Raw genomic sequence first — 18,939 nt, 5'->3', positions numbered from 1 at the left:
CTCAGGCCAGCGTCACCGATGCCGGTCGCTGGCCTCGTCAGGCCCCTCCCCCGCCGCGTGCGATGGTCTCGAACGGCATCGGTTCTCATCTACGGCAGGCTCGATGGGCGTGCCTGGAAAATAGAACCGCACATGAGGATTGGACGAATGGACAAGACGCATGCTTCAGGAGGTATTAATCGGGATCGTCGCCGACTTTTGGCCGCGGTCACGACAGGCGTCGTGGTCGCTGGTGCAGCGATCCTGTTGCCGTCGCCGCTAATTGCGGCGGCCAATGCCGACGCCATCCGTCCCTTCCATATTCGTGTGCCTGAAAGGGATCTCGTCGATCTTCGTCGGCGACTTGCCGTCACACGCTGGCCCGACAAAGAGACCGTCGACGATCAGTCGCAGGGCGCTCAGTTGGCCAAGCTACGCGGACTGGTCCACTACTGGCGCACCGATTATGACTGGCGCAAAATCGAGTCAAAACTCAATGCGCTGCCGCAGTTCATCACCAGCATCGACGGGGTGGACATCCACTTCATCCACGTGCGTTCCCGGCACAAGAATGCCCTTCCTTTGATCGTCTCGCACGGTTGGCCGGGCTCTGTCATCGAACAGCTCAAAATCATAGGGCCGCTCACGGATCCGACGGCGCATGGAGGAAGCGCCGAGGAAGCGTTCGACGTTGTCATCCCTTCATTGCCGGGCTTTGGTTTCTCGGGCAGACCGACTGGTACCGGATGGGATCCCGACCACATCGCCAAAGCATGGGCGGAGCTGATGAAACGCCTCGGCTACACAAATTATGTCGCCCAGGGCGGCGATTGGGGCAGTGCCATCAGCAACGCCATGGCGCGTCAAGCAGCACCCGGATTGCGCGGCATCCACGTCAACCTTCCAGCAACCGTGCCCCCGGAGGCAGCCGCTGCCCTCGGCGGGGCGCCGTTGCCGGCGGGCGTCTCCCAAAAGGAGCGCGCCGTCATCGAAGCGCTCATGATGTCGGGAAAAAACGGCAACCTGGCATATTTCACCATGATGTCGGCGCGGCCGCAGACTGTGGGCTATGGCATGACGGATTCTCCCGCCAGTCTTGCGGCGTGGGTTCTCGTGCATCCCGGCTTTTCGCACTGGTCCTACGGCGCCGATCCTGGCAACTCGCCGACGAAAGACGATGTCCTGGACAACATCACGCTCTACTGGCTGACGAACACCGGAGCCTCGTCTGCGCGGCTCTACTGGGAAAATGGCGGCCACGGAAGCATTATCATCGCGGCTGCCCAGAAGACTTCCGAAATCTCGCTTCCCGTAGCCATCACCGTGTTTCCCGAGGACGTCTACAAGCCGCCAGAGACATGGGCGCGCCGTGCTTACCCCAACCTGACCTATTTTCACGAGGTCGACAGGGGCGGACACTTCGCGGCGTGGGAGCAGCCGGAGCTGTTCAGCGCCGAACTCCGCGCAGCCTTCCAGGCGCTTCGGCAGGCCTGACAATTTTCGACACATGCCACCCGGCCAGAGACGGCCGGGTGAATCATCCATAACCGTAGGAGGCTGACATGAATGCAAGGCTGATTGGCGCGATCCTGTTGATCGCTGGAAGCAGCATTGGACTAAACGCCAGCCGGGCGCAACAACTCGAACAAATGCCTGGCATCAAGCGGACGGACCTGCAGAGGCATGACATCAGCGTCCCAGGACACGAGGCTATTCAGACGCGCGTGGACTTCGCACCGGGAGCGGCATTTCCCATGCACAGGCATCCCGGCGAGGAGGTCATCTATGTCATCGAAGGCTCTATAGAATACGAGGTCGAGGGCCAGCCTGCTGTAACGGTCGACGCCGGCGGCGTGCTGTTTGTTCCCGCCATGGTGGCCCATGCGGCGAAAAATGTCGGCACTGTCACTGCGGCCGAGGTTGGTACCTATGTCGTCGAGAAGGGCAAGCCGCTCGTCGAATTGGTGAAGTGAGCATCCGGAGGCCACGCTCGAACGCTGGAGGATTTTCCGCATGAAGACGAACCAATTGTTGGCCTCGTTCTTGTTCACCACCGCGATTGGCCTGTCGAACGCCAGTTTCGGAGCGGAAGCAAAAGGACGGCCCATGACTGCCAAAGCCACGCCGGTTTCGTCTGTTCATGGCTCCATTTTCAGATGGATCGCCGGCCGATCGGAGTTGGCGTCTCTTGATCGCGCCGACGAGTGGCTCAACTCGCCGCCACTGACACCGGAAGCTCTGCGCGGGAAAGTCGTCCTCGTCAGTTTCTGGACCTACACCTGTATCAACTGGATGCGCGTACAGCCCTACCTCCGTGCCTGGGCGGAAAAGTATAAGAGCCAGGGATTGGTTGTGATTGGCGTCCACTCGCCGGAATTCCAATTTGAAAAGAACATCGAAAACGTCCGCCGCGAGGTGAACGCGCTGGGCGTCGACTATCCCGTCGCCATCGACAGCGAGGCAGCGATCTGGAGCGCCTTCAACAACAATTATTGGCCGGCACTCTATTTCATCGATGCGCAAGGAAACGTTCGCGACCAGCATTTCGGCGAGGGCTCGTATGAACAGTCGGAAATGACCATCAAGCAGCTGCTCGCAGAGGCTGGCGCCGAAGGCGTGGGCGATGATCTGGTGTCGGTCGACGCGCGCGGCCTCGAAGCCGCCGCGGACAAGGCCAACCTCAAGTCGGGGGAAAACTACGTCGGCTACAAGCGAACCCAAGGCTTTGCGTCCCTGGGCGGCGCGGTCCGCAATAAGCCGCACCTTTATGAAGCGTCGGCACAGTTGCATCTGAACGAATGGGCGTTGTCAGGCGACTGGACGATGGGAAGCGACGGAGTCTCGGTACAAAAGGCCAATGGCCGCGTGACGTACCGTTTTCACGCCCGCGATCTTCATCTTGTCATGGGGCCGGCGGCTCCTGGAACCTCGGTGAAATTTCGCATTCTGATCGATGGTCAGCCACCAGGCGGATCTCACGGCATGGACGTTGACGAACAAGGCAACGGCACGGTGAGCGAGCAACGCCTGTTCCAGTTGATCCGGCAACAGGGACCCATCGCTGATCGCCAGTTCGAGATCGAATTTCTTGCTCCCGGCGTCGAGGTTTTCTGCTTCACGTTCGGCTGATCCATAGGACGACCTGCTCGGCTTGTTCAGACCGCCAATCGACTGGTAGCGCCGCCGCAATTAACCGCTCGCGACATCCAGGACCGCCTGCGCGAAGGCCTCGGGCGCCTCTTGCGGCAGGTTGTGCCCAATCCCCCCCTCGATGACGCGGTGTGAATATTTGTTCCAGAACATCTTGGCATAGGCACCCGCCTCCGGGTGCGGAGCGCCATTGGCGTCGCCTTCCAGGGTGATCGTCGGCACATCGATGAGGGGCGCCTGGGCAAGCTGCCGCTCGTAGTCGTCATATTGCGGCTCGCCCCCGGCGAGGCCGAGTCGCCAGCGGTAATTGTGCATCACGATGTCAACGTGATCTGGATTGTCGAACGAGGCGGCACTGCGTTCGAAGGTGGAATCGTCGAAGTTCCATCGCGGCGACGCCGTCTGCCAGATCAGCCTGGCGAATTCGCGCCTGTTCTTCTCGTAACCGGCGCGGCCGCGGTCGGTGGCGAAGTAATATTGATACCACCATTGCAGCTCGGCCTTAGGCGGCAATGGCAGCTTGCCGAGCTGCTGGTTGCCGATGAGATAGCCACTGACGGACACCATGGCCCTGCACCGGCTCGGCCACAATGCAGCGATGATGTTGGCCGTGCGGGCGCCCCAGTCGCAGCCGCCGATCGTGGCCCCTTCGATCTTCAGGACATCCATAAGGGCAATGGCGTCGGCCGCGAAAGCCGACTGTTGGCCATTGCGCTGCGCTTGATCCGACAGGAAGCGCGTCGTGCCATAGCCCCGCTGGTACGGAACGATCACCCGGTGCCCCTGCGCCGCCAGCAAAGGCGCAACATCAACATAGGTGTGGATGTCATAGGGCCAGCCGTGCAGCAGAACGACAGGCGCGCCGTCGGCCGGCCCCAGTTCGGCATATCCAACGTTCAACTGCCCAGCGTCGATCTGCCTGAGCGGGCCGAACGATTTCGGCGGCGGCGTTGCCTTCGCTGTCTCGCTGGACGCAGCATCCGCTTGTGTGCCTGCACCAAGCTCGAAGGCGGCGAGCGTCACGGCCGCGACGCCGATGAGATGCCGCCGGCGGTGGTTGATTGTCTCGGAACGGCAGGTCGTGGTCATGATCGAACTCATCCTTTGATTGCTATGGTTGGAATCACGCGGGGTCAGCGCCGCGACACCGAGGTCGACCGTCTCTTCCATGACGTCAGCAGGGACAGCGTCAGCTCCCAGAACAATTGCCACGGCGCCGGAGCGCCCCGCGACGATCCGGGACGCGTGCCGATGGCGCCGGCAACGGACGACGTAGCGAGAAAGAACTCGATCATGGCGCTTCAATTCCCATGGGGCCCGCTCGGGTGCGAAGGACAGACTTGACTGACGTGGCACGCAAATCCATTGCACCAAGGTATCGCCGACACCTTCGAACCAATCGCACGAAGAAATTGGAGACATCAGCGTTTGCGACGGGAGGCGCGCCTCTTGCGCGCACACCGTGGATGCGCGGTTGGAAAATCCCTGGGGCCCCAACAGAGCAACCGACACTTACGAACAATAGGAACCTGGAGAAGGTAGATCCATAACAACGGCAAGCCAACGCACGCGTGGCTATCCCAAGGCCACCAAACGATGGAGACCGACGATGAAGATCCTGATGGTTTTGACGTCGCATGACAAACTCGGCAACACGGGCGAGCCGACCGGGTTTTGGCTCGAGGAGTTTGCTGCTCCCTATTACGTTTTCAGGGACGCCGGCGTGGAGGTTACCTTGGCGTCGCCGAAAGGTGGCCAGCCGCCGATCGATCCCAAAAGCGACGATCCGGCAAACCAGACCGAGGCGATGACGCGTTTCAAGGAAGATGCCGCCGCTCGGGCTGTCCTGGCCAACACCACGGTGCTTCGCGATGTCAAAGCCGCCGACTTCGATGCGGTGTTTTATCCTGGCGGACATGGCCCCATGTGGGATCTCGTCGATGACAGGAATTCGATCGCCCTGATCGAGGACGTCTACAACGCAGGCAAGCCGGTCGCTGCCGTCTGTCACGCCCCGGCCGTTCTGCAAAAAGTGACTTATCAGGGACAGCCCATCGTCAGTGGCAAGCGCGTCACCGGCTTTACCAACACCGAGGAAGAAGCCGTCCACCTGACGAACGTCGTACCCTTCCTCGTCGAAGACGAGTTGAGGCGTCTGGGCGGTCTCTATGAGAAGAAAGGCGATTGGGTCGATTTCACGGTCGTCGATGGGAGGCTGATCACAGGCCAGAACCCGTCCTCGTCGGGTTCAGCCGCCGTCGAGTTGCTCGGGGTTCTGCGCGCTTAGGTCGCGCTGTGGCACAGGACGAGGTGGGCGACAATGAAATGTGCGGCACGAACATCCGCCGCTGTGAGCGCCGTCCGCTTTCAGCCATTCATCGCAAACCAACACCAAAGCATCATCGCTTTCGCAACGCATGTGGCGCATCTTCGTGTCAGAGACTGTCACCGATGGCCGCGAAAGGACTGGCATGGAGAGCGAACTCAGCCACGTGGTCGATGCTCTCCCCGGTCTGGTTTGGGCCACGCTCCCGGATGGCCACACTGACTTCGTCAATCGACGCTGGTGTGACTACACCGGTCTTTCGCTCGAGCAAGCCAGCAGCCAAGGCTGGCAGGCAGTCCTACACCCGGACGACGCGCCCCGTTTCGTGGAAGGCTGGGATGCCATCGTAGCTTCTGGCTCGCCAGGAGAACTCGAAGCCCGGTTGCGGCGCGTCGACGGCGTGTTCCGTTGGTTCAATGTCCGCACCTGCCCATTGGTCAATGCCAATGGTGAAACCGTCAAGTGGTGTGGAATAAACACCGATATCGAAGATCGGAAGTGCGTAGAGGAAGCCTTTCGCGTCGAAGAGAACCGTTTTCGCGTTATCGTCGATGGCTTGCCGGCGATCGTTACGCTCATGTCGGCGGATGGCCAATTCGAGCACGCCAACCAGTACATGCTCGACTATATCGGCGTTACCCTTGAAGACATGAAGAGGAAGGACCGGCCACTCGGCAAAGCCTTCCATCCTGATGACCGGCCGGCCATCCTCGTGAAATGGATGGAATGCGTCCGGACGGGCGAGCCTTATGATTATGAAGCCCGCCTATGCCGCGCGGACGGCGAATACCGCTGGTTTCACACGCAAGGCTTCCCCTTGCGCGACGTGAATGGGAAAATTGTTCTTTGGTATCTCCTTCAAACCGACATTGACGACCGCAAACGTGCCGAGGCACTGCTGTCGGGTGAGAAATCTTTGCTCGAGATGGTCGCGTCCGGAAGCCCGCTTCCCGGTGTCCTGGATGAGTTGTGCGTCTTGCTCGACAAGATGGCGAACGGTTGCGTCAGCGGCGTTCTGCTCCTCGACCGCGCGGGTCTGAAGGTCGAACGCTCGATCGGCCCTGGACTGCCGGCCACCTACAGCAAGGCCCTTGAGGGCAAGACTGTCAGTCCCGAAGCTGGTCCGTGTGGGATGGCGGTCTGCCAGAAGATCCAAGTTATCGTTTCGGATGTTGCGACTGACGCAAGATGGGACCAAACAGGCTGGCAGACACTCGCCCTGGCGCATGGTTTGAAGTCCTGTTGGTCGACGCCAATTATCGCAGCAACGGGTGAGGCACTCGGAACCTTCGCAATCTATCGGCCGGACGGGGGTCTGCCCACCACCTTCCACCAGTCGCTTATGCAAAAGCTGACGCATGTCGCCAGCATCGCCGTTGCACGAACGCACAGTGAAGACGACCGGCAGCGGGCCGAAACGCTGCTCGCTCACGAAAAGCGGTTGCTCGAGATGGTGGCTTGGGGCCACACGCTTCCCCTGGTCCTCGACGCCTTGTGCCGTCTTGTCGAAGAGATGGCCAGCGGCTGTCATTGCGGCATCCTGTTTTACAGCGCGGACGAAACGACATGGCAGCACGGCGCCGGCCCTGCCCTTCCATCCGGCTACAACGAGACCATGCATGGCAGGCCGGCGCATAGAGCATCAGGACCTTGCGGTTTGGCGGCTTTCGAGAAGAAGCAGGTGATTGTTTCGGATATTGCAGCCGATCTGCAATGGGACAAACACGGATGGCGCACGCTAGCCCTATCCCATGGTATCAAGGCGTGCTGGTCATCGCCGATCCTGTCACACGACCAAAAGGCCCTGGGTGCCTTGGCCTTCTATCAATACGAGCCAGGACTGCCCACAGCCTTCCAACGCGAACTCATCGCCCAGCTGTCGCAGATCGCCAGCATCGCGGTCGAACGAGCCCGCAGCGAAAGCGCGCTGAAGCGCAGCGAAGCTTTCCTGTCCAAAGCCCAGCAGCTCAGCTCAACCGGGAGTTTCTCCTGGCGTGTCGGGACAAGCGACATCACCTGGTCGGAGCAGGCTCATCGGATATTCGAGTTTGAACACCGAGTGCCTGTGACGATTGAACTCCTCGGTTCCCGCATCCACCCGGATGACCTCGAACTGCTCAGTGAGACGATCGATCGGGCTCGTAGCGACGGCAGCGACTTCGAGTATGAGTGCCGACTGTTGATGCCCGACCGCTCGGTCAAATACCTGGATGTGGTCGCTCATGGCACCCGCGATCACGATGGGCGGCTGGAGTACATCGGTGCGGTCCAAGATGTCACCGAGCGGCGCCGTTCAGAAGAAGCACTCGGCAAAGTTCGGTCGGAACTGGCACACGTTGCCAGGGCCACGACACTCGGGGCTCTGACCGCATCGATCGCGCACGAGGTCAATCAGCCCCTTTCAGGCATAATTACCAACGCAAGCACGTGTCTGAGAATGCTTGCCGCGGATCCGCCCAACGTGGACGGGGCGCGCGAAACGGCGCGGCGCACACTTCGCGATGGCAAACGTGCATCGGATGTCATCGTTCGATTGCGTGCACTCTTTGCCAAGAACAACGCGCTGACGGACTCCGTCGACCTGAACGAAGCGACTCGGGAGATCATCGCGCTGTCATCGAGCGACCTTCAAAGAAACCGCGTCACCCTCCGCGCGGAGCTTCGAGATGACATTCCGCCAGTGACGGGAGATCGTGTCCAGCTTCAGCAAGTCGTTCTGAACCTTCTGCTGAATGCATCGGATGCGATGAAGGGCGTCAATGACCGTCCAAGGCAATTGCTCATCCGGACGGATCGTGACGACGGCGAGCACGTTCGCCTCACCGTACAGGATACAGGCGTGGGTTTTGAGCCTCATGTGGCCGAAAGGCTCTTCGACGCCTTTTACACCACGAAGACCAGCGGCATGGGAATCGGCCTGTCCGTCAGCCGCCACATTATCGAAAGTCACCAAGGCCGTCTCTGGGCCGCACCGAATGAGGGACCAGGCGCGACGTTTTCATTTTCCATCCCCCGAAAGTCCGAGCATTTGAGCGACGGTGATCGCTTGGGCTACATCTCTGCCAATGCAGAAATTCTGCAAGCCATGAGGAATGATTGATGGTAATTAAGTCACTCGTGTCGGTCGTCGATGATGACGAGTCCGTTCGCGAGTCGTTGCCCGACTTGCTTAGAGAGTTCGGCTTTGCAGTTCAGGCATTCTCGTCAGCAGAAGACTTCCTCGCCTCTGATTGGGTAGACCGAACCGACTGTCTGGTTCTCGACGTGGTTATGCCAGGAATGACGGGCCCTGGTCTCCAGCAGGAACTGAAACACCGCCGGCGGAATATTCCTATCGTGTTCATGACCGCACATGAAAATGAGGCAATTCGCGCGCGCGCGCTTGAAGACGGCGCGGTGGATTGCCTTTCAAAACCATTCAGCCAGACTGCGCTACTCGACGCACTTACCATAGCGCTTCGCGTGAACTGACACCCCGCGGCAAGCATTGCTTTTCAGAATTTGCTGTTTACGAGGGAATGGAGCCATCCATGTCGCATACCACACCAATCGTGTTCATTGTCGATGACGATATCTCGGTCCGGGAATCATTGGAGGCACTTATCAATCTCACGGGCTCACAGGCCGAGACATTTGCGTCGGCCGAGGAATTCCTGGCGAGACCGCGCGTATCTGTCCCGAACTGCCTGATACTCGACGTTAGCCTGCCCGACCTCAATGGTCTGGATTTACAAAAGCAAGTCACGGCTGAGCGGGCTGAGATGCCGATCATTTTCATAACGGGCTACGGCGATGTACCGACAACAGTTCGGGCGATGAAAGCCGGGGCCGCCGAGTTTCTGACGAAGCCTGTCAGCGACGACGTGCTGTTAGACGCCATCGGCAAGGCGATTGAGCGCAGCCGGGAAACGATTGTCCGGGAAGCCGAATTGCAGGCGCTGAGAGACGATCAAGCCACGCTCAGCCGTCGGGAATGGGAGGTCATGACATTGGTGATTTCCGGCCTGATGAACAAACAGGTGGGTTTCGAGCTCGGCATCAGCGAGATCACCGTAAAGGCCCATAGAGGCCGTATGATGCAGAAAATGAAAGCTCGCTCGCTCGCCGAACTGGTGAGCATGAACGCCAAGCTCCGTCCCCCGCTGCAGTGAGGCAGTCGGCGCTCCGGTCCGCATGCACGCCATCCTCAATGGCGAGGTTCTCCAGCTGAGGCAGCACCGTCTCAAAATCACAGTTCCGCCCCCGTTGATGCGAAAGTATCGTCGACACGTTCGTCCAATATATTTGAAACGACCCTTCTGACGTTATTGCCCAGGCATTGACCGCATCAATCTTTCCGGTCTTCGCGGATCCACAATGGGCAACTTCAAAAGGAGAAGAACATGACCCAACACGATGGTGTACAGGGTATCGTCGATGGCGGCGCACGTGAAGGCCGGGATAGTGACGTAAACCTCTCATTGCCGAAGACGGGCACTGCCATTGCATTGTCGTCGCCGTCTCGGCGTGGTTTTCTCTCCCTCTCCGCGGCGGCGTCCATTGCAACGCTGGGTACGGCGGGCACTTTCAGTCTGCTTCCAGCACGGCCGGCAGCAGCCGCCCAAGAAGGTGCCGTCTATCCATTTCAGGTCAACGTCCCCGAAGAGGCACTCGTCGATCTTCGCCGGCGTGTGCTGGCCACTAGGTGGCCGGCCAAGGAGACCGTGAAGGATGAATCGCAAGGCGTGCAGCTGGCCAATCTGCGGAAGCTCGTGCGCTACTGGGGTACCGACTACGACTGGCGCAAGGTAGAGAAGACACTGAACGCCTTGCCGATGTTCCTCACCGAGATCGACGGCCTGCGCATCCAGTTCATCCACGTCAAGTCCAAGCATCCGAATGCGCTGCCGCTGGTCATCACGCACGGCTGGCCGGGCTCGATCCTGGAACTTCTCAAGGTCATCGGCCCGCTAACCGACCCGACTGCTCACGGCGGCACCGCCGAGGATGCGTTCGATGTTGTTCTGCCTTCAATGCCGGGCTACGGGTTCTCGGACCAGCCGACGGAGCCTGGCTGGAATGCCGACCGCATCGGTGTGGCCTGGGACGTCCTGATGCGGCGACTGGGATACGAACGCTACGTCGCCGCAGGCGGGGATTGGGGTTCGGTCGTCTGTGACAAGATGGCTCATCAGGCGCCGGCGGGCCTGCTTGGCATCCACGTCAACATGCCGGCAACCGTTCCTCCCGAAGTCGCCAAGTTCATGCGCGCCGGGGATCCGGCCCCTGACGGACTGTCCCTTGACGAAAAGGCGGCCTACGACCAGCTCAACACCTTTTTTGCGAAGAACGGCGCCTACGGCAGCATGATGACCACCCGCCCGCAAACTGTGGGCTACGGGCTGTCGGATTCTCCCGCCGGACTGGCCGCCTGGATGTACGATAAGTTCGCCCAATGGACATACAGCGGCGGCGAGCCCGAACGCTCGCTTACCAAGGATGAAATGCTCGACGACATCACGCTTTACTGGCTCACCAACAGCGCGATCTCGTCGGCACAGCTCTATTGGGAAAACAACGCGAACAATTTCAACGCCGTCGATATCTCGATCCCCGCGGCTGTGACGATTTTCCCCGGCGAGATTTATCGTGCGCCGCGCAGCTGGACCGAGCGAAGCTACCACAAGCTCATCTACTTCAACGTCGTCGACAAAGGCGGCCACTTCGCCCAGTGGGAAGAGCCGGAACTGTTCTCTGCCGAAATGCGTGCGGCGTTCAGGTCCCTGCGCCAACTGACGTGAAACAGCCGGCGCGCACGGTGTGTGCGCCGCTCACTGCTCCGGGCCTAGCTGTCGGGGGCGAAGCAAAAATCCAGAACCAATCGTCGCAACCACGTCGACTCGGCCCGCTGAGGCTGCGCCGTCCCATGGAGGACATTGCCGTGACCAAAACTCTCACCGTCGGGATATTTTTCGCCTTCCTGAATGCCACCAGTCTCTCCGGCTCCGTCGCCATGGCACAGCCGGCGCCAGTGCCGACCAAGCGGCCGGTTGTCGCAACTATCAGCCCCGTCGCATTCGCTGCGGCGAAACCGACGATCGTGCTCGTCCATGGCGCGTTTGCCGACGGCACCGGTTGGCAACACATTATTCCGATTCTGCAACACGACGGCTACACCGTTATCGCCGTGCAGAACGCGCTGACCTCGCTTGCCGATGACATCGAGACGACCAGGCGGGTGATCGAGGCTCAGAAAGGCCCGGTGGTCGCCGTCGGCCACTCCTATGGCGGCGCAGTGATCACCGGGGCCGCTGCCGGCAACGACAACGTGAAGGCGCTCGTCTATATCGCCGCCTTCGCACCGGAAGCCGGCGAGGCGATCGGCGCGCACACGAAGGAGTTCCCATCGGCGCTCGGCCCCGCGCTCAGACCTGACGCAGCGGGGTTCATTACCATCGACCCGGCACAATTTCGGGAGCTGTTCGCTAAGGACGTTCCGGCTGAGGAAGCAAGCGTGATGGCAGCGGCGCAGAAGCCGATCATCGGCAGCGCGTTCGCTTCGTCCGTGACGGCGGCGGCCTGGAAGACCATCCCGTCATGGTACCTCGTCGCGCAACAAGACCGGGCGATCAATCCCGACCTTGAGCGGTTCTATGCAAAACGCATGGGCGCGACCACGGCCGAGATCAAATCCAGCCACGTGCCTTTCGTGTCCCATCCGAAAGAGGTCGCCCGGCTGATCGAACAGGCGGCAAGTGCCCCGACGAACTAGCCCGCCGTGCTGCGGGTGACCTCAAAGAAAAATCATCGCAAAGGAACATCCCATGGACAAGCTATTGACTGCGGTACTCGATGCGCATGGTGGACTAGAGAACTGGGCCAAGATCGCCAAGATCACGGCCCGGATGTCGCTGGGCGGCCCGTTCTGGGAAGCAAGGGGGTGGCCTGACGTCTACGCGAACCAGACGGTCGTCATCAATCCCCATCGTGAGCACATTACGTTCGCGCCTTTCACGGGACCCGACCGCATGTCGCAGCTGGAGGTCAATCCCGAGCGCGTTGTCATTACCACGCTCGCGGGTGAGCTGGTCGAGCAGCGTATCGACCCTCGCAAGTCTTTTCCGACGAGCTTCATCGACGCCAGCACGCCGTGGGATGCGATCCAGGTCGCTTATTTTACCAGCGCCGCCGTGTGGAACTATTTCACCGGGCCTTTCGCCTTCACCTATCCCGGCGTCGAGGTTAACGAAATCGCGCCGTGGGTCGAAAATGAGCGAAACACCTGGCGCCGGCTTGCGGTTAAATTCCCGGAGAGCATCGCCAACCACAACGCCGATCAGGTCTTCTACTACGACCACAAATTCATGCTTCGACGGATGGACTATTCGCCTGATGTTACCGGCAGTCCGCCTGTAGCCCACTACACCTATGACCCAAGGGAATTCGATGGGTTTGTTTTTCCTATGCGAAGGCGGGTGCTTCTGCGTGACGCCGCGGGCGTAGCAAACCAGGAGTTCGTACCGATCACGATCGACGTTACGGATGTGACGATCGACCGGGTGTGACGTGCTGCGTGGCGAGGATCTGAAACAGGCGCTGTCGCCGGCGCGATAACCAACAGGAAACGACCATGACAACTTCTGCGAACGGTACAGCGCTCGTTACTGGCGCCTCCTCGGGCATTGGCGCGATTTACGCCGATCGGCTGGCGCGCCGAGGCTATGATTTGATCCTTGTCGCTCGCAGCCGTGAACGTCTCGAAGAGCTGGCAAATCGCCTCCGCGGTGAGACCGGCAGGATCGTGGAAGTCGTCGTTGCGGATCTCAATGACCGAAGGGACCTCGGCCGTATTGAAACCCTGCTCAGCACCGACAACAGAGTCACGATGCTGGTCAACAATGCAGGCATCGGCGCTATGGACACGTTGCTTGCGTCCGATGTGGACAAGATGGACGACATCATCGCCCTAAACGTCGTCGCACTGATGCGTTTGACCTACGCCGTTGCGCCAGCTCTCGTGAGCAGAGGCGGCGGCGCGATCATCAACCTCGCATCCGTCGTGGCCATCACCCCCGAAATCCTGAACGGTGTTTACGGCGCCTCGAAAGCATTCGTCCTTGCGCTTGGGCTTTCGCTTCACAAAGAGCTCGGGGATAGGAATATCCATATTCAAACCGTACTTCCGGGCGCCACCGCAACCGATTTCTGGGAAACAGGCGGGATGTCTCTTGACCATCTTCCCGGCGAAGTCGTCATGAAGGCCGAGGCAATGGTCGACGCTGCACTCGCAGGCTTCGACCAAGGCGAATGGGTCACAATCCCATCGCTTCCCGATGTCGCCGATTGGGACGCATACGAGCGCGCCCGGCAGACGATGATGCCGAACCTGTCGCTAAGAGTTCCGGCGGCACGCTACGGGACAGGTTACGGCTTGAACGTCAACACGGCGTGACGCGGCGTTGCCCAGGTCCTCGGAAATCGGCCGCCGGGAGCAAAAAGGCGATATCTCGCGTCGCGTTTCCCGCAGTCAATTTGAAAGGCGCAGCAGATGACGATGGACACTGTTTGTCCGCTTGCAGGCGAACGTGAGATCGGTCCACACGAACAGGAGCCAAGCGCACAGCTGCCGTTCATATTGGAAGATGCGTGATGACGCGCGCTATACGAACAACGAGCATGCCATAAGCCGGTGCCTCACAACCAGCCCAAAAACCGAATCTACTATCCCGTTCTGTCCATAAGCACCCGCAATTCCGGCTGAGGGGCGACCCAGAAAGTTCGAAAAGCTTCCAAGAACCCCAGGGAAACGGGATACCTCGGCGGTTGAGCCGGTCGGAATTGAAGAGGAGCGCTTGGTCGCGCGCTAAAGTCGCGTTTCAAGGGCGTGCCACTTGGGTGCTGTGAAAACACCAGAAGCCTGTGAATGCCGCTATGCTAATCGCGGCAAACAGCGCACTGTTGCCAAATGGCGGCTGGGCACGTTGAGTTGGTTCTGTTTGAGCAGTCGATTGCTAATCCCGACGGCATCCAGCGAGCGTTTTCTGACAGGGTGGGAGACGCTGCGGAGAAAACCAAGGGTTCAGTGCTGTTTGATGTTCGTATAGACGGCGACATTACCGTCCAAAGATTGGCCGCGATAGGATACGGCCAGGCGGACGCCGCCGTCGTCGTGCTCGAGAAAAGCGGTCATCTAAAATGCACCGCTGTCAATGGTGATGCATCCGCCCTGATCGAGACTCTGGCCACATGGGAATCGGCCCCGCTTAGCGAACATGTGAGTGCCCAGTACCATGGCACAGCATTGATCCTGCTGGCGCAGCTACGCGGATCTGGCCACATAGAGTAATCGCTATTCTCTATCGCCACAACGTGGCGTGGGCGCTGATCTGTGGCATTGTATCGCGATCAAGCCACACTGCTGATTTGGGTGCTACCGCTCACCGTCCCCTTGTGTAGCGGTCGATCTGGCGGAGGTTGCATTTCGATACTTCGTCAATTGGCTCTCTCAGGTGCGGAGGGCGAGATTGAACGATGCGCCCACACCTTTTGGATGATCACCTTCTCGAACGGGCCGGGAACGGATGGAGCACCATTACGCCACGTCCAGCATCAGCTACCGCTAAACTGCGGCGGACCTTCCGGACCGCATGGCCAGCGTCGTTTTTTCCCTCATCCTAACGACGCCGGCCACCAAGGGGCGGCTTGGCGCACTCGCCTCCGATTTCTATCCGGTCATATCCGGCTCATCTATTCCCCCACATTGCGGCTTCCATTTCAGAACCAAATGCAACTCCGTGGCCCTGCAACTAGATGGTGCACAGTTGGCGAACGTGCTTGAGCACGCTCACACGCTTCCAATTTCGAAGGTTGAACTGATGGACGACAGAAAATTTTTGACAGCTGACGAAGTCGCGGAACGCTATCGCGGAAGTATTTCTCTTGGAACGCTGCGAAATTGGCGCGCCAAGAGAATTGGACCGGCCTACGTCAAGCTGGGCAAAGCGGTGTTGTATCCAGTAGACGAACTTGAGGCGTGGGACCGTACGAACACCGTGGCGTGCCGTGCGTCAACGCGATTGGCGATGGACGCCGGTGAGTGAGCGTGATTGGATACGATAGAGTTCATAGCACCGCACCCAAGCGACGACCCTTGCGCCGATGGTATGAATGAAGTTGTACATATTTTTCAGCAAGTTAGCATCTCACCGAAGGAAGTTGCACAACCACCCGTCAGGCGATCCGACGCCATCGCGCGCCGACATCGAGATGACGAAAGAGATCATCGAAGCGGGCAAACGGCTGGGCATCGGCGTGCACGACCACATCATCATCGGGCGCAAGGGATACGCCAGCATGAAGGGCCTGCTGCTGATCTAGGGCGACGACCAATGGCGACCATGCCGTCTTCGCTGAGAGCAAAGCCATGGCGTTCCTGCCTCACGCATTCGGCCAGGCTTTTCGTCATCGACTTCCGGTATTCCAACGCGTTTCCGACCGACATTGTCTGACGGACGGGACCATGGTCCTGGCTGGTATGGGACTTCAGTAGCACAGCGACCTCACGGCGCCTATTTGCATGAAATATCAATAAGTTAAGCCACAAGCCATTACCAGACTCGCGCATTGCGACCGCATTTGTCTAAAGTTTACTCCGTACGATTAGTGGATTCTCATATTACGCTGATCTAGCGCGGTTGGGCGGAGGTGGCGATTCCCCGAGGAGACACCATGACAAACCGAAAAACTCTGTTCGCGGCGCTTGCCGCATTGACGCTTCTGGCGTCGCCGGCGCTCGCCGGGGCCGGCGGCAACGGGCACGGTGGCGGCAATGGCAGCGGCCACGGTGGCGGCAACGGCAATGCTGGCGGCAATGGCAAAGGCAACAGCGGTGCCTCGCATGGCAAGTCTGCGTCGGCCCCCGGACGTGTTGGCAAGGTGGATGCTGATGCCACGACCGACACCACGGTCGACACGACCACCAAGGTCGCAGCCGTGCCGAAGGAGAAAAACATCCATGCCAAACTCGGCCGGCTGAATTCGCTGCAGCGCAACATCAACGCCTATATGAATTCCAAGAGCAAGAAGTTCGCTGCCCTACAGGCCTTCGTGACACAGTCGGCGAAAGCCAAGGTTGCCCAGGCCGCAGCTGAGACGGCAGCCGCCACGGCCGCCGCCGCGCAGGCCCAACTGGATAAGCTGAATGCGCAACTGACCGCGCTGCAGGCTGATCCGAATGCCACGGCTGCGCAGATCCAGGCTGTGAAAGATCAGATCACCGCCCAGCAGGCCGTTGTCGACGCCGACAACGCAGCGGCGGACCAGGCTGAGGCGGCGGCTGCCACGGCAACCGTCGGCACCGACCAGGCATCGCTCGATGCAGCGCTGACGGACATGGCCAACAAGCCCGTCGACGACGACGTCACCGCCTGGGCCGAAGGCGTCCTTGCAGACAAGATCGACCAGATGGCTACCAAGATCGAAGCGCAGACGACGCCTTAGGCGTCGACCGGAACGGCAATAGCAAGGCCGCCGGCGGCCTTGCTATTTCTTGACCATCGAGAAAAACTCGCACCCTCGGTCCTGGCCGGGTCAGAAGGCGACCTTGTCGCCGCCCTTCAGGGACAGGATCTCGCGCGCCTCGTCAGGCGTCGCCACCTCCATGCCAAGCCCTTCGATGAGCTTGCGCGCCAGCAAGACCTGTTCGGCGTTCGACTTGGCGAGCTTGCCCTTGCCGGCCCACAGGCTGTCCTCCAGCCCAACGCGGATGTTGCCGCCGAGTGCTGCCGATTGCGCGGCGATGCGCAGCTGGCTGGCGCCGGCGCCCAGCACCGACCAGCGGAACTGGTCGCCGAACAGCCGGTCAGCTGTGCGCTTCATATGGGCGACGTCTTCGGGATGGGTGCCGATGCCGCCGAGCAGGCCGAACACCGACTGCACGAAGAACGGCGGCTTCACCAGCCCCCGATCGGCGAAGTGGGCGAGGTTGTAGAGATGGGCGATGTCGTAGCACTCGAACTCGAAGCGCGTGCCATTGTCGTAGCAAGTCGCCAGAATGTATTCGATGTCCTTGAACGAGTTGCGGAAAACGAGGTCGCGCGTCGCCTCCAGATGCGGCTTTTCCCAGTCGAACTTGAAGGTCTCGTACTTGTCGGCGAGGTGATAGAGCCCGAAATTTATCGAGCCCATATTGAGTGAGGCGACCTCAGGTTTGAACTGGGCAGCCGGGCGCACGCGCTCCTCGACCTTCATGTACGGGCTGCCGCCTGTGGTGATGTTGATGGCGGCATTGGTTCCTTGCTTGACGTGCGGCAGGAAGCGGGCGAACGCCTCCGGCGTCTGGTCGGGCTTGCCGGTTTCCGGGTCTCGCGCATGCAGATGCAGGATCGCAGCACCGGCCTGCGCCGCCGCGATCGCTTCCGAGGCGATCTGATCCGGCGTGATCGGCAGATAGGGCGACATGGTCGGCGTGTGGATCGCACCCGTCACCGCGCAGGTGATGATGACCTTGCCCTTGGCCGCCGATGCGCCTGATTTGCGGCTGGTTTCTTTCATTGTCCGAACTCCTGATCCGATTTCTTCTTGTGTGCCGCCAGCGCCATCAGCCGGCGATCCCGCCAGACCTGCCGGTCACCCAGGCTTTCCCTCGGCAGGCGCTTGCTGCGCTCGGCCTCGACCGTTTTCATGACATCGCCCGCCCAGTCGACGCGGCGCAGCATCTGCGGGAAGATGTTGGAATAGATGCCTTGGTAACGATCGACATAGTCGCGCACGCCGCCGGGTGCGTTGAGGTCGATGGTCTCGAACGGTCCCATGAAGGACCAGCGCAGTGCCAAGCCATCGCGAATGCCGATATCGACATCCTCGACACTGGCGTAGCCGTCCGCGACAAGCCGGAAAGCCTCCTCCAGCAAGGCCCCTTGCAGGCGGTTCATGATGAAGCCGTCGAGCTCGCGCCTCATCACCAGCGGCGCGTGGCCGGCGTCGATGAGGAAGGCGCGCGTCTTCTCCAGCGTCTCGGCGGAAGTCCACGGCGCCGGCACCACCTCTGCCGCCGGAATGAGATAGGGCGGGTTGATCGGATGCACGACTAGGCAGCGGTGCCGCCCTTGCAGATGGTCGGTGAATTTCGACGGCAACAACGCCGAGGTGGAACTGGCGATGATCGTTTGCGGCCCGGCAAGCCGATCGATCAGCGAGAACACCTCCCGCTTCACATCCAGGTTTTCAGGCGTGTTTTCCTGGACATGGGTTGCGCCGGCCAGCGCCTCCGCCAGCTCGCCAACGATGGCGATGCGGCCAAGCACGGTGTCGACGGATTGCCCGCGCAGCAGGTCGTTCGCGGAGAGATCGCCGAGCACGCCCTCTATGTAGTGGCGCGCCCCGCCCGTCGCGGCAGGCGACTGATCCCACATGCGCACATCATGGCCGGCGCGGGCGAAGCTGATTGCCCAGGCCCGCCCGATGAACCCGCTTCCGACAATCGCGACATTGGCCATGGCTTGGTC

At 60.3% G+C, this 18,939-nt stretch carries 17 protein-coding genes and 1 pseudogene; 15 read left to right on the top strand and 3 right to left on the bottom strand.

The annotated features are described in order from the left end of the window. Window positions 1-147 precede the first annotated feature (147 nt). The 3 genes from CK228_RS08650 to CK228_RS08640 all read left to right on the top strand — a co-directional run bounded on the left by CK228_RS08650 (window position 148) and on the right by CK228_RS08640 (window position 3,108). Window positions 148-1,473: an epoxide hydrolase family protein gene (locus tag CK228_RS08650; RefSeq protein WP_095787534.1), complete on the top strand. Its 1,326-nt coding sequence runs from the start codon at window positions 148-150 to the stop codon at window positions 1,471-1,473. 68 nt (window positions 1,474-1,541) lie between these two features. After that, window positions 1,542-1,952 (top strand): cupin domain-containing protein, encoded by a 411-nt coding sequence (locus tag CK228_RS08645; protein WP_095787533.1) that lies wholly within the window; start codon window positions 1,542-1,544, stop codon window positions 1,950-1,952. 40 nt (window positions 1,953-1,992) lie between these two features. After that, window positions 1,993-3,108: a redoxin family protein gene (locus CK228_RS08640; RefSeq protein WP_095787532.1), complete on the top strand. Its 1,116-nt coding sequence runs from the start codon at window positions 1,993-1,995 to the stop codon at window positions 3,106-3,108. A 60-nt stretch (window positions 3,109-3,168) separates the two neighbouring features. On the opposite strand, the gene CK228_RS08635 is transcribed toward CK228_RS08640, so the two are convergent. Continuing rightward, window positions 3,169-4,218: an alpha/beta hydrolase gene (locus CK228_RS08635; RefSeq protein WP_095787590.1), complete on the bottom strand. Its 1,050-nt coding sequence runs from the start codon at window positions 4,216-4,218 to the stop codon at window positions 3,169-3,171. A 520-nt stretch (window positions 4,219-4,738) separates the two neighbouring features. Between CK228_RS08635 and CK228_RS08630 the strand changes: the two genes are divergently transcribed. From CK228_RS08630 to CK228_RS08575, 12 genes and pseudogenes are all read left to right on the top strand, one after another. Continuing rightward, window positions 4,739-5,416, top strand: a complete 678-nt coding sequence (locus CK228_RS08630) for a type 1 glutamine amidotransferase domain-containing protein (protein ID WP_095787531.1) — start codon at window positions 4,739-4,741, stop codon at window positions 5,414-5,416. Window positions 5,417-5,600: 184 nt separating this feature from the next. Next, window positions 5,601-8,555 (top strand): PAS domain-containing protein, encoded by a 2,955-nt coding sequence (locus tag CK228_RS08625; RefSeq protein WP_179295846.1) that lies wholly within the window; start codon window positions 5,601-5,603, stop codon window positions 8,553-8,555. After that, window positions 8,555-8,926, top strand: coding sequence for a response regulator (locus CK228_RS08620; protein WP_095787529.1), 372 nt, complete (start codon window positions 8,555-8,557; stop codon window positions 8,924-8,926). Before CK228_RS08625 ends, CK228_RS08620 begins: the two co-directional genes overlap by 1 nt. 59 nt (window positions 8,927-8,985) lie before the next feature. Next, window positions 8,986-9,606: a response regulator gene (locus tag CK228_RS08615; RefSeq protein WP_095787589.1), complete on the top strand. Its 621-nt coding sequence runs from the start codon at window positions 8,986-8,988 to the stop codon at window positions 9,604-9,606. Window positions 9,607-9,837: 231 nt separating this feature from the next. Continuing rightward, window positions 9,838-11,235, top strand: coding sequence for an epoxide hydrolase family protein (locus tag CK228_RS08610; protein WP_095787528.1), 1,398 nt, complete (start codon window positions 9,838-9,840; stop codon window positions 11,233-11,235). A 125-nt stretch (window positions 11,236-11,360) separates the two neighbouring features. Further along, entirely contained in the window at window positions 11,361-12,206 is an 846-nt protein-coding gene (locus CK228_RS08605) for an alpha/beta hydrolase (RefSeq protein WP_095787527.1), read from the top strand. Between the two features lie 52 nt (window positions 12,207-12,258). Next, the gene (locus CK228_RS08600; protein WP_095787526.1) at window positions 12,259-12,999 is read left to right on the top strand and encodes a hypothetical protein; all 741 of its coding nucleotides are present in this window, start codon (window positions 12,259-12,261) and stop codon (window positions 12,997-12,999) included. A 65-nt stretch (window positions 13,000-13,064) separates the two neighbouring features. Continuing rightward, window positions 13,065-13,886: an SDR family oxidoreductase gene (locus CK228_RS08595; protein WP_095787525.1), complete on the top strand. Its 822-nt coding sequence runs from the start codon at window positions 13,065-13,067 to the stop codon at window positions 13,884-13,886. Window positions 13,887-14,420: 534 nt separating this feature from the next. Then, a complete protein-coding gene (locus CK228_RS08590; RefSeq protein WP_245437992.1) occupies window positions 14,421-14,780 on the top strand; it encodes a hypothetical protein in 360 nt (119 codons plus the stop codon). 529 nt (window positions 14,781-15,309) lie between these two features. Next, on the top strand, window positions 15,310-15,534 hold the full coding sequence (locus tag CK228_RS08585) for a helix-turn-helix domain-containing protein (RefSeq protein ID WP_095787588.1): 225 nt from the start codon (window positions 15,310-15,312) through the stop codon (window positions 15,532-15,534). A gap of 115 nt (window positions 15,535-15,649) precedes the next feature. Beyond that, window positions 15,650-15,811: pseudogene (locus CK228_RS08580) on the top strand (JAB domain-containing protein); the annotation flags it as partial. 351 nt (window positions 15,812-16,162) lie between these two features. Next, window positions 16,163-16,933: a hypothetical protein gene (locus CK228_RS08575; protein ID WP_095772830.1), complete on the top strand. Its 771-nt coding sequence runs from the start codon at window positions 16,163-16,165 to the stop codon at window positions 16,931-16,933. A gap of 90 nt (window positions 16,934-17,023) precedes the next feature. On the opposite strand, the gene CK228_RS08570 is transcribed toward CK228_RS08575, so the two are convergent. Together CK228_RS08570 and CK228_RS08565 are read right to left on the bottom strand one after the other, a co-directional pair. Then, window positions 17,024-17,986, bottom strand: a complete 963-nt coding sequence (locus CK228_RS08570) for a 3-keto-5-aminohexanoate cleavage protein (protein WP_095772831.1) — start codon at window positions 17,984-17,986, stop codon at window positions 17,024-17,026. Further along, a complete protein-coding gene (locus tag CK228_RS08565) occupies window positions 17,983-18,930 on the bottom strand; it encodes a 3-hydroxyacyl-CoA dehydrogenase (RefSeq protein WP_095787522.1) in 948 nt (315 codons plus the stop codon). The genes CK228_RS08570 and CK228_RS08565 overlap by 4 nt, the downstream gene beginning before the upstream one ends. Between the last annotated feature and the right edge of the window lie 9 nt (window positions 18,931-18,939).

The organism is Mesorhizobium sp. WSM4312 (genome assembly GCF_002294875.1).
Taxonomy (GTDB): Bacteria; Pseudomonadota; Alphaproteobacteria; order Rhizobiales; family Rhizobiaceae; genus Mesorhizobium.
The sequence above is the reverse complement of the archived record's forward strand: the minus strand, read 5'-3'. Positions and strand labels throughout refer to the sequence as shown.

What these genes read in the sequence shown, in the direction of transcription:
- CK228_RS08595 (WP_095787525.1), top strand. Translation starts at nt 13,065, where the DNA reads ATGACAACTTCTGCGAACGGTACAGCGCTCGTTACTGGCGCCTCCTCG.
- CK228_RS08635 (WP_095787590.1), bottom strand. Translation starts at nt 4,218, where the DNA reads ATGACCACGACCTGCCGTTCCGAGACAATCAACCACCGCCGGCGGCAT.
- CK228_RS08630 (WP_095787531.1), top strand. Translation starts at nt 4,739, where the DNA reads ATGAAGATCCTGATGGTTTTGACGTCGCATGACAAACTCGGCAACACG.
- CK228_RS08575 (WP_095772830.1), top strand. Translation starts at nt 16,163, where the DNA reads ATGACAAACCGAAAAACTCTGTTCGCGGCGCTTGCCGCATTGACGCTT.
- CK228_RS08605 (WP_095787527.1), top strand. Translation starts at nt 11,361, where the DNA reads ATGGAGGACATTGCCGTGACCAAAACTCTCACCGTCGGGATATTTTTC.
- CK228_RS08645 (WP_095787533.1), top strand. Translation starts at nt 1,542, where the DNA reads ATGAATGCAAGGCTGATTGGCGCGATCCTGTTGATCGCTGGAAGCAGC.
- CK228_RS08600 (WP_095787526.1), top strand. Translation starts at nt 12,259, where the DNA reads ATGGACAAGCTATTGACTGCGGTACTCGATGCGCATGGTGGACTAGAG.
- CK228_RS08570 (WP_095772831.1), bottom strand. Translation starts at nt 17,986, where the DNA reads ATGAAAGAAACCAGCCGCAAATCAGGCGCATCGGCGGCCAAGGGCAAG.
- CK228_RS08620 (WP_095787529.1), top strand. Translation starts at nt 8,555, where the DNA reads ATGGTAATTAAGTCACTCGTGTCGGTCGTCGATGATGACGAGTCCGTT.
- CK228_RS08615 (WP_095787589.1), top strand. Translation starts at nt 8,986, where the DNA reads ATGTCGCATACCACACCAATCGTGTTCATTGTCGATGACGATATCTCG.
- CK228_RS08585 (WP_095787588.1), top strand. Translation starts at nt 15,310, where the DNA reads ATGGACGACAGAAAATTTTTGACAGCTGACGAAGTCGCGGAACGCTAT.
- CK228_RS08640 (WP_095787532.1), top strand. Translation starts at nt 1,993, where the DNA reads ATGAAGACGAACCAATTGTTGGCCTCGTTCTTGTTCACCACCGCGATT.
- CK228_RS08610 (WP_095787528.1), top strand. Translation starts at nt 9,838, where the DNA reads ATGACCCAACACGATGGTGTACAGGGTATCGTCGATGGCGGCGCACGT.
- CK228_RS08650 (WP_095787534.1), top strand. Translation starts at nt 148, where the DNA reads ATGGACAAGACGCATGCTTCAGGAGGTATTAATCGGGATCGTCGCCGA.
- CK228_RS08625 (WP_179295846.1), top strand. Translation starts at nt 5,601, where the DNA reads ATGGAGAGCGAACTCAGCCACGTGGTCGATGCTCTCCCCGGTCTGGTT.
- CK228_RS08565 (WP_095787522.1), bottom strand. Translation starts at nt 18,930, where the DNA reads ATGGCCAATGTCGCGATTGTCGGAAGCGGGTTCATCGGGCGGGCCTGG.